At 31.8% G+C, this 18,160-nt stretch carries 11 protein-coding genes and 1 pseudogene; 1 reads left to right on the forward strand and 11 read right to left on the reverse strand.

What is annotated here, in order from left to right; translation table 11 throughout:
* Positions 1-55: 55 nt before the first annotated feature.
* On the reverse strand, positions 56-955 hold the full coding sequence (locus tag ACKWCA_RS14280; protein WP_413978887.1) for a class I SAM-dependent methyltransferase: 900 nt from the start codon (positions 953-955) through the stop codon (positions 56-58).
* A 1,043-nt stretch (positions 956-1,998) separates the two neighbouring features.
* On the opposite strand from ACKWCA_RS14280, the pseudogene ACKWCA_RS14285 reads away from it, so the two are divergent.
* A pseudogene (locus tag ACKWCA_RS14285) lies at positions 1,999-2,391 on the forward strand (IS1595 family transposase); the annotation flags it as partial.
* Positions 2,392-2,489: 98 nt separating this feature from the next.
* Here the strand turns inward: ACKWCA_RS14285 and ACKWCA_RS14290 are convergent.
* The 10 genes from ACKWCA_RS14290 to ACKWCA_RS14335 all read right to left on the reverse strand — a co-directional run.
* Entirely contained in the window at positions 2,490-3,587 is a 1,098-nt protein-coding gene (locus tag ACKWCA_RS14290) for a glycosyltransferase family 2 protein (RefSeq protein ID WP_413978888.1), read from the reverse strand.
* A gap of 332 nt (positions 3,588-3,919) precedes the next feature.
* Positions 3,920-4,777 (reverse strand): hypothetical protein, encoded by an 858-nt coding sequence (locus tag ACKWCA_RS14295; protein ID WP_413978889.1) that lies wholly within the window; start codon positions 4,775-4,777, stop codon positions 3,920-3,922.
* A 736-nt stretch (positions 4,778-5,513) separates the two neighbouring features.
* Positions 5,514-6,440 (reverse strand): ornithine carbamoyltransferase, encoded by a 927-nt coding sequence (locus tag ACKWCA_RS14300; protein ID WP_413978890.1) that lies wholly within the window; start codon positions 6,438-6,440, stop codon positions 5,514-5,516.
* A gap of 1,012 nt (positions 6,441-7,452) precedes the next feature.
* Positions 7,453-8,607: a glycosyltransferase family 9 protein gene (locus ACKWCA_RS14305; protein WP_413978891.1), complete on the reverse strand. Its 1,155-nt coding sequence runs from the start codon at positions 8,605-8,607 to the stop codon at positions 7,453-7,455.
* Between the two features lie 80 nt (positions 8,608-8,687).
* Entirely contained in the window at positions 8,688-9,392 is a 705-nt protein-coding gene (locus ACKWCA_RS14310) for a thioesterase II family protein (RefSeq protein ID WP_413978892.1), read from the reverse strand.
* 128 nt (positions 9,393-9,520) lie between these two features.
* Positions 9,521-10,888: a condensation domain-containing protein gene (locus ACKWCA_RS14315; RefSeq protein WP_413978893.1), complete on the reverse strand. Its 1,368-nt coding sequence runs from the start codon at positions 10,886-10,888 to the stop codon at positions 9,521-9,523.
* A gap of 820 nt (positions 10,889-11,708) precedes the next feature.
* Positions 11,709-12,746 (reverse strand): glycosyltransferase family 2 protein, encoded by a 1,038-nt coding sequence (locus ACKWCA_RS14320; protein ID WP_413978894.1) that lies wholly within the window; start codon positions 12,744-12,746, stop codon positions 11,709-11,711.
* 314 nt (positions 12,747-13,060) lie between these two features.
* Positions 13,061-13,837, reverse strand: coding sequence for an aspartate/glutamate racemase family protein (locus ACKWCA_RS14325; RefSeq protein WP_413978895.1), 777 nt, complete (start codon positions 13,835-13,837; stop codon positions 13,061-13,063).
* Positions 13,838-13,843: 6 nt separating this feature from the next.
* Positions 13,844-16,906, reverse strand: coding sequence for a cyclic peptide export ABC transporter (locus ACKWCA_RS14330; RefSeq protein WP_413978896.1), 3,063 nt, complete (start codon positions 16,904-16,906; stop codon positions 13,844-13,846).
* Positions 16,907-16,922: 16 nt separating this feature from the next.
* Positions 16,923-18,160 (reverse strand): thioesterase domain-containing protein (locus ACKWCA_RS14335; protein ID WP_413978897.1); only part of this gene is annotated, 1,238 nt, incomplete at its 5' end.

Below are 18,160 nucleotides of genomic sequence, written 5' to 3' on the forward strand. Positions count from 1 at the left end.
AAATAAGGTTTATCAAACCTAATGTCTCGACAATCAAACAAATCAATTTTAAAAATTAGTTAGAATAAAAAGAAACTTTAAAAAAATCTGTTTTAGTTGTTTTGTCTTGAGTTTTTATTGTTTTTTCCAGTCTAAAAATTTTAGACTCATTTACGATTGGAAAAACATAATTTAAAAAAATTAGAACAACTTTTTTACCAGTTTGACTTGCTACTTGGCTTAACTTAAAAAATAAATCATTAAATACTTTTGACGAAAATGGCTCCCAAAAATACAATATCAAACGTTTGTCCGTTGGGATATCAAATTGTTTTACATCTTTGCATAAGGAGTTAATATTTTGACACATTTGGTTTTCAGTCTTATAAATTTTAATATTATTTACTGCTATTGCATGAAGATGTTTTGAGATTTCAATTCCAACAATTCTATGGAAAGGATACTCGGATGCAATTAACAAATTCCTTCCCATTCCAGATCCAATATCTATAAATACGTATTTATTATATTCAACACCAAGGTTTTTTAGATAATCTAGGGCCGAATATACTGATTTTACCGGGCTAGGATGATATCTTATCGAATTCATATACCTATCTATTGAAATGGATTCATTTAGAAAAAACTGTTCTCTCACTTCACTAGTCCTAGTGCCAAATTTTTCATCAAATTTATCTTCGGCTTCTCTTTTAAAAGTTTGAGTATCAAATGAAGAATTCACTATCCCATGCAAACGGGCAATAATATTCTTAATGTCAATTTTTTCTTCAAACAGATAAAACTTAATTAGTTGGGCAATATTATGTAAAATCATTTCATTGCATTCCTGAAATGAATTCTCAAAAAGAAGCGAGGTTAACTCATATTCATCTTCTATAATTTTAATTTCTCTTATTTTTTCCTGATTTGCCTCAATAGTCTGAATAAGTCTGGATAACATTTCTTTTTGCTTCATATTAATCTCAAATTAGCTTGAGGTTTTTATAAATGTTTGAATTTCTAGTTATTTTTCCACTTTTAAAAGGTTCCGTTTTACTGGATTCTTACATTATTTAAGAGCAAGTTGAATCAGATAGAAAATGTTTGAATGTTAGGGTTTCTGAAGAAAATTAGAACCTAGAGAAGGCTTAAAAAATGGTTAGGTAAAAAATTTACTTGTATACCAAATGTTACATGAAGCACTTATTAGATTTGTAGTTGATTATTATCTATACTAGGATAAAATTTTCACTTCGTTTATTTTCCCGAATTTATCTAATTCAACCCCCCAAATAATTCTTATGTCTTCGAAAACCGAAACAACACCGTAAGTATTGAAATCATCTTTATGATTTTTTTCAACCTTTTCATAAAGGACTGAATATCCTTTTTATCGGCTTTCCAATCTTTTATTTCAATTTCTGAATAGTATTCAGCTGTAAATTCGTCTTTTTTACCATCAGTTCATATTTTTTCAATTAAAGTAGTAACTTTAGAGTAGTTTTCAATCTCTATTGGGTATTCAAATAATATCGGACGATCCATTGATGGAATTAAAGGCTTAATTGATTCTTGAATCTGTTTTGCTAACTTAGTCATTTCATAGTAATGTGCACCTTACTCTAGTTCAAGAGATAAATTAATTGTTATACTTTTTTGAATTAGTTTTAAAATTGAAAAATATCATATCTCCATCTATTAAGTTGTAGGAATTGGAATATTAAGTTCCTCAGTTAGAACCTTCTTCCTCAGGGAGCAAACATTTTTCCAAAATTTCTCCACCACTTCTTAAATCAATTGTGGTTTCATCATTGTACAATTTATTAAATTTTAGAGATGACCATCTTAATACTCTGCTCTCTTCTGTTTGTTCAAAATAAAATTACCCATTTCTTGCTCTAATGATTACTGATGCGCCAGTTTTATCAGCTATTGCAATTGTTACCCAGCAAAACTTTGTTCACAGTAAGTTTATGGAACCCTATTGCTTAGACTACGTTAGAGCAAAATTCTAACATTTCGGTAAAGGCGATTCTGCTTACCGGGTACGGAAAAGTCAAGCGGATGTATACTACGCGGATCGAAGATTTCTCGGCACGATCCCCATAATACATTTTTGTTAACAGTATAAGAAGAGAAGTCAAAGTGACTTTCGATAAATAGAAGAGGTATAGACCAATTTCAAGGGTTTATGATATTACCCAGATAAAAGCAATAACGGACCTATCTTCATAGCTCTACATACCATAATCCATCAAATCTTGGATTAGAACAATTTCTTCATGGGTAAGTGATTTCAATATTAATAGATATATCAACGAGTTTTGCTATAGAACGAATAAAGTGGCAATACTTAACAACCTGATTACAAGAATGGTCAATAGGGATAAAATCTATCAGAATAATTTAATATGTGCCGAACTACTAACCTCTATAACATTTTTTGCACAATATTTCGATATGATAAACTTTCCAAAAGGTAATAACTTTAAAAAAGCTCTGAATTAAATCTAAATAGGATTATCATAATCAAAATTCTTATAAACAATTCCTCTGCCAATTTCCATATTTAAATTGACGACCGGGGTGTTCGCTGCACTGTTTTTTCTCAATTTTATTCTATTTTTAGCGTACGAGTATTCTTTTATAACAAGTTCAATAAAATTTTTATCTTTGATTTCACGGTAATTATAAATGTTACCCTTCTTATCTAATTGAAAATTTTTTCCATTTTTTACAAATCCGAAAATGTCCTTCTCCTTGGTGATTAGCTCAAATTTTTTGTTATTTTCACTAACGTGCCAGTCTCCAGAGTATCCTTCTTCCTCGTCAATATTAATATAATAATCATCGAGAGGGTTTAGACAATTATTGTAGCTATATGAGTTTAACGAAGGACTATTCAAAAAAACTATATTTTGGAACTTTTGATTATTTAATAAAATTAAAACATGCGAAATAGAAGGAGTCCAATGACATAAGTAAATTTCTTTTAAAAATTTCAAAAGATATTCATTTGCCAATCGATCTTCATGACCGTGACTAATCGCATTTAAAAAATGACCGCCTTGAATATGTTTTTTTTCCAATCCCGCAAGGGCTAATCTATTTTTAATATCATCATCATCATGGCCCCAACAATCCATCGTTTCATCATAACCTCCTATCTTAAAAAAATCATCACTTCTTGAACAAACCCTACCGCAGACATCTGAAGAATAAATATTTAAATCAACCGCTAAAAAAATAGATTCAAATCTATTAAACATCATGTTAATATAAGAAGCAAATCCTTTACCAGTATAATTATCAGCATCTATAGTGCAAACTATATCACCAGTAGACAGTTTAAAAGCAGTATTAAGCGAATGACCTCTATGAAAGTAAGTAGGCGTTAGGGTCTTGTAATAGATTAGTTTTCCATTATCAATATATTTTTTTAACTGAGTTTTCACGAATTCTTCTAGACCATCTGAAGAATTGTAATCTAATAGTATAAACTCACAATTTGAATAGTCTTCGTTGTCTAAAATATTTTGGGGAAGAGTTTTCTCAATATGGTGAGCTCTATTCATAGAAACTGTACAAAAGGATATTTTATTTTCCATAATAAAGTAGGATTTATTCAATTTTGTTAAATGAAGTATAAAACTCAATAGTCATTTTTAATTCAAATAGCTTTAACTTAAATTATTACAGAATAAAATCGCCAAATTGACACCTCTTTAACGAGGTTATCTTTCTTATCTAACTTATAATACTGGTCATTTATGCGATTCCCTTGTAAGGCCAAATCATTGGTTTCCTTCAATTTTAGATTATCCTATAACTCTAATCTCTAGGAAAATAGCCAGCACTTCAGGCTTATGGCCTCTTTCTCATACCGATAGATACCAGGCAGGGGCGCACAACAAAAAGGTTCAGTAATAATAGGTGGTTGCTATTTTGAATTTAAAGTCATCTTATAACATAAATATAAGGGGGCAAACCATTCAAGATTATTTAAATTTAAGTGTTCACTTAATACCCTAGATATTGTAAAACTATAGTCTTTAAAAGAAGATGATTTAATTGTTAGCTGTTTACAAATATCTACCCAATCCTTAGAATAGGGTAAAGCAGTATAGTCGCTCCGCCAAATATTTTTGAAAAGAGCCAGATATGTTCTTTTATTTTTCTCAAATCTAGAATCCAAAACCGGCACAATCCCTAAATACAAATTATTGAAATCCGTTTTGACTAAAATTTCCTCGAATAACGAATTTGCTTTGCGAATATTTATAGTAAAAGATCGTATCATTAAAATATGCAACGAGATAGAAAATTCAAAGATACTTTCGTAACTAGAAAATCTGTTATATTTCTTTTCTAAAAGAATTCGAGAGAAAAAATAACCAAAACTTTCAAATTCTTTGGGGTAATTCTGTGAAAAATTTACAAGAGAAGGATCATATACATTATACTGAATTGAATCATTTGGAAAGTTTTTAAAAAGATTTAAAGGTTCTGTGGAGGTTTCGTGTTTAACATTAGACAAAGAAGGATTATTTATTAAATAATCTTTAAAATAATGATCAAAATAACTTAAAAATTTTTCTTTTTTATCAAACAGCACCTCAAATGAAATTCTGATATTATCCCCTCTCTTTTGATTAAGATAAATTGTAAATTTATTTAGATATTTAGTTTCCTTCGCACTAATTAAAAAAGGTCTAATTCCATTCATTAACAGACTTTCCCAATCGTTCATATCATAAAATAAAGAAGTCCTTAGCCATATGTAAAAATCATTGTTCATAATTTTTTGTTTTTGTGGGGGTAACTTATTTATAGTGCCCCTTTGATGTTTCCCATTTCCCATGCGTACTAAAAGTTTCCCTTAATTAAGCAATTGAAGTAATAATCAACTTTGCTCCTTTTTAATTCCCAAAATAATAAGCAACGTGCATTTCGATCAAGGACACGGTGTTGGTAATGACTAATGCTTACTCTCTCCTTTTCTTTATAAACTATGGCACCGCTACCTCCTAAATTTCCGATAAAAATCAATATACGATTTGTCTCTGCACAACAAGCCTATCCCGCAATTTTTGGTAAATTTTTAGCTGCCTTCAGGTGTAATAATGACCAAACACCATTTAATAATACTATGTGATATTGTATATTAGTAAAGTGTTATAACCCTGTACGATCTGATATTACCGCCTTATCTAAGAGCCTCCCTAGGAAATACCTTCTGTAGAGTTTGTATATGAATTCATCCAAATAGAACTGGAGATACTTCCCTTTTATTTTGGTATTGCTTATTAGTATGTGCACCCATTTAAATATATCCACGGTAGTCTCGTCATTGTTCTTTTCGGTGGATGATGTACACTTCCTAATAATCAACAAGGTCCACATATGAGTTGCTTTTGTTCGTAAATATGACAGTCCTTTCCTGCAATGATTCCGTGATCTCCCGATTTATTTCATCGGATTCGAACCCATCCAACACTCTTTTAATGTATAATTATCAAGTTTAAAGGACATGTCTAACCAAGACACCATTGCAGAACTGCCTTCGCACTATGTACTTTATTCTTTGCCTGTTCAAAAACAATACTCTTTTCACCATCAATTACGGATGCCTCTACCTCTTCTCCCCTATGAGCAGGTAAATCATGCATAAAAATCGCTTTTGGATATTGGGCCATTAATCTTTCGGTAACCGAAAATGGTTCAAACTCTTTTCTCCAATTTATATCGTCTTTAATAGTCCCAGTTGTTTCCCACCTTGTCGTATAGATTATATCTACATCCAAAGGAAGTGACTTTACGCGGTGAACCTCTTGTATATGGCTATTCATTTTTTTACCTTCTTTTTGTGCATAACATAGAACCGATTTATCAAGCCCATAGTTTGGAGGGGTACAAAAGTAAACAGTTACATTTCGGAATTTTGTAAGGGAAAGAGCAAGAGCAATTGCAGTATTATTTCCTTCCCCAAAATAAATGATTCTGATTCCAGACAATTCTCCAAAGTGCAACTTAATTGTTGTAAGGTCAGCCAATGCCTGTGTCGGATGTTCATCATCTGTCATAGCATTGATTAGAGACATACTTTCCATATTTTTCAGAGTTCTAAGTTCGGTTAAAGGACCAGATGTCCTGACAACTAATCCGTCCAACATTTGAGAAAGTACTTGTAGCGTATCATGGATATTTTCACCTGTATTTATTTGTAAATCATTAGGTCCATAAGAAATAATTTGTGCCCCAAGTCTTAATGCCGCTGATGAAAATGAAGTTCTCGTCCTCGTAGAGGTTTTTGTAAAATAAATACCTATTACCTTACCTTTAAGCTGCTCTCCAAGTTCAATCTTGCCGCGCGCGTAATCGACACCACTATTAATAATATCTAAAGTGTCTTGATTCGACAAATCTCTTAGAGATAAAACGTGTTTTCTTTTTTTTTTCAAAATGTATTTTTTCTTTAAAAAATGATTAAAATTCACTAACAAAAATTAGCTGCTCGAATGATCTGAAAGTCTAAAGCAATTAAGCCCTATTAATACTATCTCTCCCTCATATTAAATTGCTACTATATATTAATTTGGATATTTAAAAAAACAACTTTTAGGGTTACATTATAGTTTAAAAATCAGCTTAATTATTGATTAAGAAATACTGTCCAAGAGTTCACTTTCAATTAGCCTTGACAACACTTAGAATATAGAAAAAGATTTGTCCGTAATATTAATTGAGACATTCAAATAGTGCTAATTATATATTCAAATCAAGGTTATGATTATTGTCTTCTCGTAATTGGTCAAGAATCTGCTCTACACGGGCTACATCAACATCTTCAACCTTAAGTACCTTTAGAGTAGCATCCCTTGTTATATGTTCAAAACGTACTTCTCACGCAGTAGGGATTGCATAATTATGATACCCACGATTTTTGAAATGCATATAAATTCCAACAGAGTTAATCATGCAATTTGTAGAACCTAAACCCACATTTTCCGGAATCTTCCAAAAAGGTAATTTTTGCGTGAGAGGCCCAATAATTTGGCTTTTTTCAATTTTATCATACCGAATATAATCGATGTGCAAACTATAATTAAAGTGATTCTCTTCTGATTTTGGATTGTCATCGATTATATAAAAGGTTGATTTTTAGTTGAATTGTAGTTCTCCCTCAACGCCTTCGAATAAAACTCTATCAGCCCTTGGTCCTGAGTACCTTGTTTTACTAGATTATGAGCCCCTAACTGAAAAATTTGACCACGACTAAGTCCATTAATTATAATGTTGATTATGAAATAACATTTCTACAAATTATTTATCCTAGAAACAAAATCATACCTTCTTCAAAATCTTGGACCAAATTCTAGTTACCTTTTCCAAAAAGCGCAACTTTGAACAGGTACTTGCCAAGAAAAAAGGGTCAAACGAAAAGTTTCAAGATTAATGATATTTTCAGCTTTGTCACAGAGTGTATGACCAAAATTTTGTTTTAATAAAATTTTGTAATAGTAATGATGTATACTCCGAACATGGAAGATAGTCATGAACATTTGGATTTATCCACACAATTTCTTTTTGAAAATCGTTTACATATTTCACAACACAACATTTAGCTTCTTCGTCATCACCCCACCAAATAGATTTATGGTCATTTTCATACGAATCTGTTCCTGCATATACCATAATATCAGGTTGTCCCCTTGCGTTTCCATATTTTGACACAAAGTGATTATGAATTGCCGAAGCACAATGCATTATACCTGTGCAAGGACCAAAAATGAATCTTATATAATCACTAGATAACAGCATTAGTTCGTGTCTAAATTTTAGTTTTTGAGCAAAAATGAATCTATGTTCAAATTTATTATCAAACCATTCGTTATAAAAAAGTGATTTTCCATTACCAAATTTATCAAGAACCAATATTTTATGCTTATCATTTTCAAGAAAAAAGAGGATGATTTTAAAATGTACTTCTAATGGCAACAACTTTTCTCTTAAAGATGAACTATCAATAATAATTATGACTTTCTCATTGGACTTCACACCGTTTAGTTGTAACCATTGATTTGCCCACTCTATTTCACTATTTTGAATAAATATTTCTTTTTTTAGTTTAAATTTATTTTTCTTTTGTACTATAAATTCATACAATTCCTGATAGGGTGGTAAAATATTGTGGTTGTTTTCTTCAACTTTTAAATATCTGGTAAGAGAAAAAATACTTGTCTCAAAGGTTCCCATATCTAATTCCCTGACCCATCGATTTACTATTTCCTTATATAAAGCCTCATCATCTCCTATTATGATAATTACATCATATTCAAAAATGTTCTGTGAACCAAGATCTTTGGAAATCAATTGATCTACATATGGATTATATTGTAGCATAGCTACATCTATTCGATGATGAAGGTTGACGCTTATTTTGGCTTTTAAAAAAAAATCACGAATTAGTTTAAAATGTCTTAGTCTTAATAAAGAGTCACCAATAAGATAATCCTTGATTTTATAATTAATAAGCACTTTTAAAACCTCCCTATTTATGCCCTTGTTATTCTTTTTAATTTGTTCTAAGGCTAAGCTAGATGCAATCTTTGAATCTTTCTTTTTCATTAGGTGAAAGGTAAAACAGGATTACATGTAATAACCCCTGAGTGAGTTACTTTTTATTTTTGACAGTGAAAAATCATGCGTTACAATCTCAATGTTTCGTTGATGATATTAACAATTTTATCCATTTCAGTATGGATAAAAAAATGACCGCCATTAAAATATATTATCTTACATATTTCTGAAGTGTATTCATTCCATCCTTGACATTGTTCAGCTGTCTGTTGATCATCTTTTCCCAAGAAAACAGTAATATCCCCATCATATCTCTTTGAAGCTCCCGTAAAATTATAAGTTTCGGCCATTTTGAAATCATTCTTTAAAAGGGGAAGAAATAGTTCTTCAAGTTCGGGGTGCATAAAGAACTCAGGGGGGGTCCCTCCCAGCTTTATTACTTCCCTCTTAAAATCTATTGAATCTAATAAGTGATAAACCACCTTCTCATTAGTCTCAACATGGGGTACACTTTTCCCAGAATAGAAAACATGTTTTGGATTTGGAAAATTATTTTTTCTTAGTAATTGAATAAGTTCATAAGCTATTAATGCTCCAAGACTATGCCCAAAAAATGCAAATGGTGTTTGGTGAAGATTACCACGAACCTGTTGAAAGACATCATTGATTAGTTCTTTAAAGCTTTTGTACAAAGGCTCATTCATTCTTTTCCCTCTACCTGATAGCTCAATTGGTATTAATTCGATTTTTGGGTTTAAATCAGGCTTCCATTTATTATATATTTGACTGGATCCACCAGCATAGGGAAAACAAAATAATTTGGTTTTGCTCATTTAAGTAAAGCTTTATTTGAATTTTTCAAGGTAAATGCCACATTTAAGTAAGGTTACTAGTCAGTTTGTATCGAGCAATTCATATGCAACTTATACCGTTCTTAAGGGCAATACGATTCATCTCGATATTATAAAGTTGGCATTAATCTATTTGTTTGATACTCCAATAAATAAATATATTCGTCACATACTTTTCTCACTTCGATTTTTTGAATTAATTCTTCCATGTACTTGCAGGAGACCTTAAACCCATTTTTGAACATATTAATTTGAAATTCAAAATCGAAAATGATACTTTCGGAAGAATAGTGAAATGGATGAAATAGTGTTGTGTGAGATTCTAAATCATCAATTATATTTACCTGACAAGATGTGAAGGATTCGTGTTTTTCTAAAATACCCAAATGGGCAAAATATTTCTGATAAAATCTATGATCGAATGCTTCATATACAATATCCCTACATTCTAAAATTAGAGAATCAAAACTTAAATCTCTTATATTGATTCTGACTAACAAAGCACTATCTAGCCAACCAACTAATTCCTTAAACATTTCCTCATTCCTTAATGAAATGGGTACATCTATTATTAAATCGTTTTGATAATTAACTTTCTTCATCAAAAAACAGAAACTTGCCAATATAAAAATGGAAGGGGGAATATTCATCTTTCTTGAAATACTCAATACTTTATCTGAAATTTCACTTGGAATAAGGAAACAATAACCATTGTAGTTTTTACTAACAACATCTTTGCTCATGTCCAAACTAGTCAAAGATTTCATCGCTGTTTTCCTGTCTAATCTATTATGTTTGTTGCTCTCTATATTATCAGGTTTTTGTAGATATATATCTTTCATTTTCAACCGATGAGGCACTAAGGGAGAATTATTAAATACTTTTTTGAAATATTCAGTATGATATTTTAATTGATTGCCCTGATAATGCTGATAGTAATGATTGACAAAATCACTAAATCGAACTTTCGACGTTTTTAACGACTTTGTGCTTCCAGTTATTTGGGCCTCATAAAGAAAAAATATTTCTTTTTCAATAATTTTAATAGACTCAGTGTCGTAAATAATATGATCAAGAACCATAGAAAAAACATATTTTTTTTTCCCATTTTTAGTTAATATACATTTGAATGCCGGCTCTGTCTCTAAATCGAACATATAATTTGTAAATCTTTCAAACAATCTTTCCCTTGTTTTTTTGTTTTTCCCAGATATGTCTTTGAACTTCACTCTTGACTTGAATTTGGCCTTATTATACACCCTTTGGAGAACTTCGCCATTTCGGTAGCAAAATATAGTCCTAAGAAGTTCATGTCTGTCCATAAGTTTATTCACAACGGTATTGACAATTTCTAATTCAGGATGTTGACTTATTTCTATAACAATCGATGTATTGTAACTTATATTCTTGCCAAACTTATACCTCAAGAATCGTGACCTTTGATTTGGTAATGTTCTACACTCTTTTTCAAATTTCATTTTAGAAAATCTTTAATGAATTCATTAGCTGTTATGATTTAACTATGTTTTCGGAAGTAGTCATTTAGAGTTTTTTATGGAATAGGTGGTTTAATATTCAATCTTCGAAGAATCGATTCCACTATTAATATTAATCGACGCAAGAAGTAATTGAAGAAATTGTTCTCGCCTTTCGCTCAATAATCACTAATGAATCCCTTTGAAAAACTTCTGTATTTGCAGGTTTGAAGTTTCAATTTGTGATATTTGGTAATCATGAAATTGAAACCTGAATTCTACATAAAAACTTGGAAATACTAACTCCGTATCTACTTGAAAACGCACCGATTTATTTAAAACAATAAATACTAGTCCGCTAGTATGGGAAATATTGAAATCTAAGCAATCGTGTGTAAATGGAGGGTCGTAAAAAGTAGTTTCAATAATTCTTATACCATAGGAGAATTTAGAATTATGAAAGCTTTCGATAAAAGAAATTTTCCAAAAAGATAGCTGCTTACTTAACTTACTATTTACATGGATGGATGGTTGCTTTTTGATTAATACTTTTGGAGACTACTTTAGAAATCAAACTATAGATTACCTGAGGTAACTTGTTATGATTGAAAGTATGCAGAAATAAACCAATTATGATATTTCTAAGAAATACACCAATACCCCAAGAATTGTTTTCAAAATGAAGAACAACAACGAGGCCTTTAAAAAAAGGTAAGCTTTTACCAATACATATTGGTCAAAACTATTTAGGCATACTTTAATTTTTTCATTTTTAGCTAAAACTTTCTGAAAAAAGAACACGAGAGATTAAACACAATCTTTTTCAAAGTGATTTAACAACGGATATGGGACAATAGTACTTATTAAAAAGCAATGTATCCAATACTCTCGCTTTTTCAATTTGCTCAATAGCAAGTTCCGGACAATTCTCTCTTTTCATTGTCTCGGCAAGTTTTATATAAAATCGTATCGCCAACTCATTTCTTTTCTCTCTATTTATCTTTCCTTTGTTTAGTGCTATTTCAAGTGCTTTTAAAAACCCAGAGCAATCAACTCTACACTTATTTTTATAAAACTCGAGCCTTCCATGGACTGAACGTGTTGCCGAACCAGAACTAGTTTGGACTATTCTATATAATGTCTTTATTTCATCACTGTAGATAAATTTCTCACCTTTGACGGAATATAATAGCCACGTGTACGAGTCTTCGGAGACTCTTTCTGGTGGAAACGGACAGTTGAAAGCAAGCTCCGTCCTAACACTTGTTGCAGATGTCAAATTAATATATCCTTTGCGTGTACCAATTTCAATCCAAGCATCATATCCTTCAATCGGATTTTCATGTCCTTCTAAAATTTCTTGAATAGAACCCGTTAACTTTTCAAAGGGAACTTTGTCATCATTTTCATCAATTACTTCAAATGTAGAATAGACAACGCTTACCAAATCATCCTTTCCCATTATTTTTCTAACTACTTCAAGTCTTTTGTGATGAGATATATCATCGGCATCCAAAAAAAGGACTATTGGCGAGTTATTTCTATATGCCCATTCAATACCAACATTTCTAGCAATACCAGGGCCATCGTTCGAGTTTCTAATGATGTAATGAATTCTATCTGGTGCTTTTGATTTAATTTTGTCTAAATAATCAATTATCCCCTTTTTTGAAGACATATCATCTACTATTATCGCTCTCCAATTATCATCCGTCTGATTTATCAAACTTGTTATTGCCTTGTCTAGGTAATCATTCAAAGGTTTTTGATTGTCCGCAAAATGTGGTATAACAAAAGTTGCAGTGCCTCTAATTAAGTCCATAAAACATTCATTTTTAAATGTTGAAATTTTAGCAAGCATAGTATACTTACATCAGTAGGTGACCTGTTTCTAATCACTTCCCTAAAAAAAATTCATAAGTATAATCTGAAAATCAAAACTGCAAACATAAATCCGTGGGTATTGATAGGGACTAATAATAATTCGTTTTACCCAAAAACACTTTTCGCTTATTTGGTAATCTTTTCTCTCCAACTTTATTAAGCTTAAAACATTTATATGGTTATTCTTGGTTGTACTGTGATATTAGAAGGAACCGATAAAATTAAATACTTGGGAAGCTCATATTGCGCACTTTTTTTCTTATTCACTCTTGATTCACAACAGTTTTGCAGCTAGTTTTTCTCTATTTCCTTTATTAATGCTTTCGCGAATAATTCATTTGAGTTAAACAACAAAATATCTGTATGGTAGTAATTCTCGGGTATTAAAGCTAGTTCTGTACAACCAAGAATAACAGCATCTACTTTTTTATATTCAAAATAATTTAAGATTTTTTGTAATTGTTCTTCCACTTTTTTTGAGATAACACTTGATGAGTTCGCTTTTATTCCATAGTCAGAATTATAAATCACTTGGTTAATTATGTTATGTTGAAAATTGTAATCTGGTATTATTACTTCAAAGTTTAGATTTCTTAAAATATTGTGATAAACTCCAGAATGGTAGGTTCCATTTGTTGATATGACCCCTATTCGAGAAAGGTCTGGGTGTTCTTTTTTTATATATTGACAGGTCTCATATGGCATGTTAAGCAATTTTACTTTGCTGTTTTTTTTTTTAAGTTCAGCCAATATAACCTCATGTATTGAGGGGCTATACGAACTATTACATGCTATTCCTATCAAAGTTGCTCCGGCACGCTCAAGTTTTAGGATAATCTTGACGATGTTCAAGGCTGGATTAATTGATTTTTTTTTCATTATAAATGCAGTTCTATCTTCAAGATATTTTGGAAATGACATTAGTATCACCGACAAATGATCTTGATCAAGAAAAGCTTGAGTATTTTTATATATAGAACTAACAAGGTCGACACCTGCCTCTGGCCCCATACCTCCAACAATTCCAATTACCTTATCAACATTTATGTCGAAAGATTTATACGACATTTGAAATTAACTATTAGTTAAAAAAAGATTATCGCTCGAATAAGCTTCTAATTTTCCAAAATTCATTTTACAGACCTTGTCAGCAATATGAAAGTAATGATCATCGTGAGTGATAACTATAACAATTTTGCCATTATTTTTCATCTCTACAAGAAGAGTCTCGTAGAAAAATTTGCGATATTCTGGATCTTGATCTGCAGCCCACTCGTCAAATAAATATATTGGAGAGCCCTCTAAATAGCATTGGAGCAATGCCAGTCTTTTTCTTTGTCCTGCCGAGAGTTGAATTGTGCTATAAGTATTATCAACTATTTCCACTTTTTTTTCTAAATCTAGTATTTCTAGGTATTTATGAACTTCAGCTATATTATTTATTTCTATGTTATATAATTTATCAAATAGCTGTGGAGGATTAAAAACTGTTGAGAAATATTCGCCCAGCTGATAATTTTTCATGCTTTTATCATTAACTAGGAACTCCCCCTGATCGGGCTTATATAAACCAGTGATTAATTTTGCAAGGGTAGTTTTACCACTACCATTACCACCAATTAAGAACAGTATCTCGCCACTCTTAACTTTCAAGTCTATGGGACCAATACTAAAACCATCTTTTTCACCTTTGCTATTCTCAAATTGAAAAGTAACGCCTTTAGCCTCAAATTGACCTACATTTTCAAGTAAGGGTTCAGGAATATCATTTAGGTTTAGATTAGCGGGAATTTCTTTATTGAATTGAGCAACTCGATTCCAAGCTATCCGTAGACCGACAATGCTAGGCACTGAATTTAGAATGGCGTTTATTGGGCCAATTAAATACAGCAAAACTATTATAAAACTGAGAATGGTATAAAATGGGATACTAGGAAATAATTTTGACATCCCTATTGATACAACACCAAGCAAAATTACTAGCAAAGATTCGCCTACTAGGAATGCATTTACAAATCTAATTTCTGCTTTAGTGGTTTTATTTCGGAACTCATTGGCGCTATTGGCTATGTCGTCTTTATATTCAAGTTTTTTATTACGATGTAAGCTAAGTTCTTTAAATCCATCAATCATTCCATTTATTAGCCCCATAAAAACGTTTCTAGAAGTGCGAGCTTCTTCGAAATAAGTATTCGTACTTTGAACCGTAAAGTAATAGATTAATGATATTAAAACTATCAAGATAATTGTTAAAACCGTTGCCCAAAAAGCTAAGGACGCCAAATATAAAAATGCGCCAATAGCTGTTACAAAACTTGTAATCAACGTGACGAACATGTTAGTAGAATTACCAATAGTATTTACATCATCATTAAGAGCCGTATAAACTCTACCTCTGTCAATTTTTTCAAAACTCTGAAAAGAAGTTGAAAATACCTTTTCAATAAGTTCAACCGTAAGACTGAATACTAATTTCCTTGTAAGTTTAATAAGATTAATTTGGACATATTTTCTACCAAGTAAATATAAACTGCCTATTAGGGCGTAATAAAATACTAAATACTTCCATTCCACCTCTGAACCAATGGCAGAAGTAACCATAATTATGATTATCACATTAGCCAGACCGGCCAGTATACTAAGTAAAAGAACTTTGGGCAATTCTCTCTTATAAATATTTTTTTCAGGAAAAAATGTGCCAATTAGATAGGTCAAATAAGTAGTTATAAGAGCAACCGGAATTATTGTTACTAAAGCAATAAGACTAACGGGACTCCACACAAAGATTGCTTCCCACGAAAATCCTAATATAGCTCCGGGAAGAATGTAAATTCCAATCAAAAATGGCAGTATAAAAATTAGGGATTTAATAAAGCTGCCAAATCGTATCCAGGTAATATTTGAATATCTCCTTTTTTTCTTAACTATTGAAACAACAATAAAAACCAGGTATCCAACTACAATTAATATATATACAATAAGACCGATGAAAATTGCCGAATACATTTTATCATTCCCATCATTTAGTGATAGTTCCTCTAGCAGGTCTTCTCCACTTAATATTTTCATCATTTGCGCACCAATAAACCTGGAATAAGTGCTATTGGAATTGGTTAACACGACAACACCAATTTCTTTAGCAGGTCGAAAAGCAATATAGGAGCTAAAATTTGGGTTCTGCCCATCGTGATAGAGTTCCCCATTCCCTTCCAATGAAGTGTGCCATCCGCTGGAATAGAATGCCATACCGTGAGGAGGTACCGTCTCATCTCGTATATGGGTTATCTTGGCAAATTCATATAAATCTTCAAAACCAGATTTACCCATCTGAAATTCTAGCCATTTTGATAGATCCTCGCCATTTGATATAACATAACCGGCGGCATTATTCCCTCTATATTTCGGTGCAATATATTTTCTAGGTGATGAGAAGCCAATTTTATATCCAGTTGCCAATAGCTCACTATATTTAGCTTTTCCAATAGAAGTATGACTTAGCCCAAGTCTATCAATAATATTTGTCTGTAAGTATTCCTCAAATGGTTTCCCAGAAATAGTTTGAATAAGCAAAGCTAAAACGTCATATCCAATAGTAGCATATTGATACTCCTTTCCTGGTGGGTTGTCTAATTCTTGTCCGACCAGTTTCTTTACAGTTAATTCGAGGGCATCTGATTCGTCTGTTTGGGGGATTTTGGATATCGTATTCCATGGAATTCCACTTGTATGATGTAACAATTGCCTAGCAGTAATGGTCGCAATAGAATTTTTATAAATCACTTTGAACCATGGCAAATAAGTAGACACGTCTTTGTCTAAATCTATTTCACCCTGATCAACAAGTTCAAAAAGTGCTAATGCCGTAAATGATTTGCTTAAGGACCCGATTTCGAATAAGGTTTTGGAATTAACCTCGACTTGATTCTTCAAATCCGCATATCCATAGTTTTTAAAAATCTTTTGATTCCCTCTAAGAATAACTAAACTCAATCCAGGGATATCACCCCGATTCATAAGACGAGATACTTCTTTATCTATTTTCGCTTCGAGTTCACTTTCCTGGCAATAAGAATAACTACCGATAAATATTAATCCCCACAATAGGGGAGAAAATAATTTCTTTAAATATTTTTTCATAACTGTATCAAATTATTTAGTTATTTACTTCTTGGTGTTCATCTATTCTCTCTACTAGAGCTTTGACTACTGGATTCTTTAGCATAGAGAAATGATCTCCGTCTACCACCAGTGAAGTAATCTTTTGCTTAAAATACCTTTGAAAACCATTACTATCTGCGTTGCTTTTGGCTGCTTTCAAATAAATTAGTTGGGTTTCTAATTTTCCTTTTAGATTGTATTTAAAAATTGCCCTATTTAAAGTTCTAATGGTGTTGGTATAGATAATTAAAAACTTCAAATCAATTTGATTAAAATTTGGGATAATTGATTGTAAGTAACTTGGTATGAAATTCTTAATTATTTCCGTCTTCTGTTTATATAAAATATCTAGGGATTCAGCCCATAATTCTTCAACGGAATTTGCGTGATCGAACGTCAAATTAGTCGCCTTTACTAAACCTCTTAAAATCTTTTTTTCACTATTTAAGGAGAATGAAGTTGTTTTTAGCTCTTTGGAATAGTCAATCTGTGAATCTAACATAAATAACTTATCAACCACATCGCCTGTAGATTCAATTTGACGAGCAATTTCATATGCTAGAATCCCTCCAATGCTCCAACCTAAAATTGTATATGGTCCATTCGGTTGAATGGACTTTATTTTTCTTAAATGACTTGCTGCTAAATCCCTAATTACCATATTAACCGGGCCGAAGAATGAAATCGAATCACTTCTCAGGCCCCAACAATTATAGCCTTTGAGGCCACTGGCTAACTGAGTATAAGCTTGAATATCACCACTTCCGTCATGAACCATGAACATATTATTATTAGTGGAAATTCCACTAATCTGAACCACTAATCGATTTCTTCCTAAATCTATCATTTGGGTTAAAGAAGCAATCTCACTTGCGATACTCTTAATTGTAGGTCTAATAAAAATGTTCACCAAAGGAACTTCTACCTTAAAATGATTAAGAATTTTACTGGTTAAGACAGTTGCATTAAGTGAATGCCCCCCAAGTTCGAAAAAACTCCGGGTGACACCGATGGATCCCCTATCGAGCTTCAATACATCGCTCCATATACCCACAAGTTGTTCCTCTATCCCATTGGAAGGTGCAACATAATCAACACTCGCGGTGGATTCAGGATCAGGAAGGGCCTTGCGGTCGACCTTACCATTAGAGGTCAACGGTAATCGATCCATATGCACATAGTGTACAGGCAGCATATAATCGGGCAATCTTTCCTGCAAATAACTATGGAGTT

This window comes from Maribacter corallii (assembly GCF_047345415.1).
In the GTDB taxonomy this organism is placed as follows: Bacteria; Bacteroidota; Bacteroidia; order Flavobacteriales; family Flavobacteriaceae; genus Maribacter_C.

What these genes read in the sequence shown, in the direction of transcription:
- ACKWCA_RS14280 (WP_413978887.1), bottom strand. Translation starts at nt 955, where the DNA reads ATGAAGCAAAAAGAAATGTTATCCAGACTTATTCAGACTATTGAGGCA.
- ACKWCA_RS14290 (WP_413978888.1), bottom strand. Translation starts at nt 3,587, where the DNA reads ATGGAAAATAAAATATCCTTTTGTACAGTTTCTATGAATAGAGCTCAC.
- ACKWCA_RS14295 (WP_413978889.1), bottom strand. Translation starts at nt 4,777, where the DNA reads ATGAACAATGATTTTTACATATGGCTAAGGACTTCTTTATTTTATGAT.
- ACKWCA_RS14305 (WP_413978891.1), bottom strand. Translation starts at nt 8,607, where the DNA reads ATGAAAAAGAAAGATTCAAAGATTGCATCTAGCTTAGCCTTAGAACAA.
- ACKWCA_RS14310 (WP_413978892.1), bottom strand. Translation starts at nt 9,392, where the DNA reads ATGAGCAAAACCAAATTATTTTGTTTTCCCTATGCTGGTGGATCCAGT.
- ACKWCA_RS14315 (WP_413978893.1), bottom strand. Translation starts at nt 10,888, where the DNA reads ATGAAATTTGAAAAAGAGTGTAGAACATTACCAAATCAAAGGTCACGA.
- ACKWCA_RS14320 (WP_413978894.1), bottom strand. Translation starts at nt 12,746, where the DNA reads ATGCTTGCTAAAATTTCAACATTTAAAAATGAATGTTTTATGGACTTA.
- ACKWCA_RS14325 (WP_413978895.1), bottom strand. Translation starts at nt 13,837, where the DNA reads ATGTCGTATAAATCTTTCGACATAAATGTTGATAAGGTAATTGGAATT.
- ACKWCA_RS14330 (WP_413978896.1), bottom strand. Translation starts at nt 16,906, where the DNA reads ATGAAAAAATATTTAAAGAAATTATTTTCTCCCCTATTGTGGGGATTA.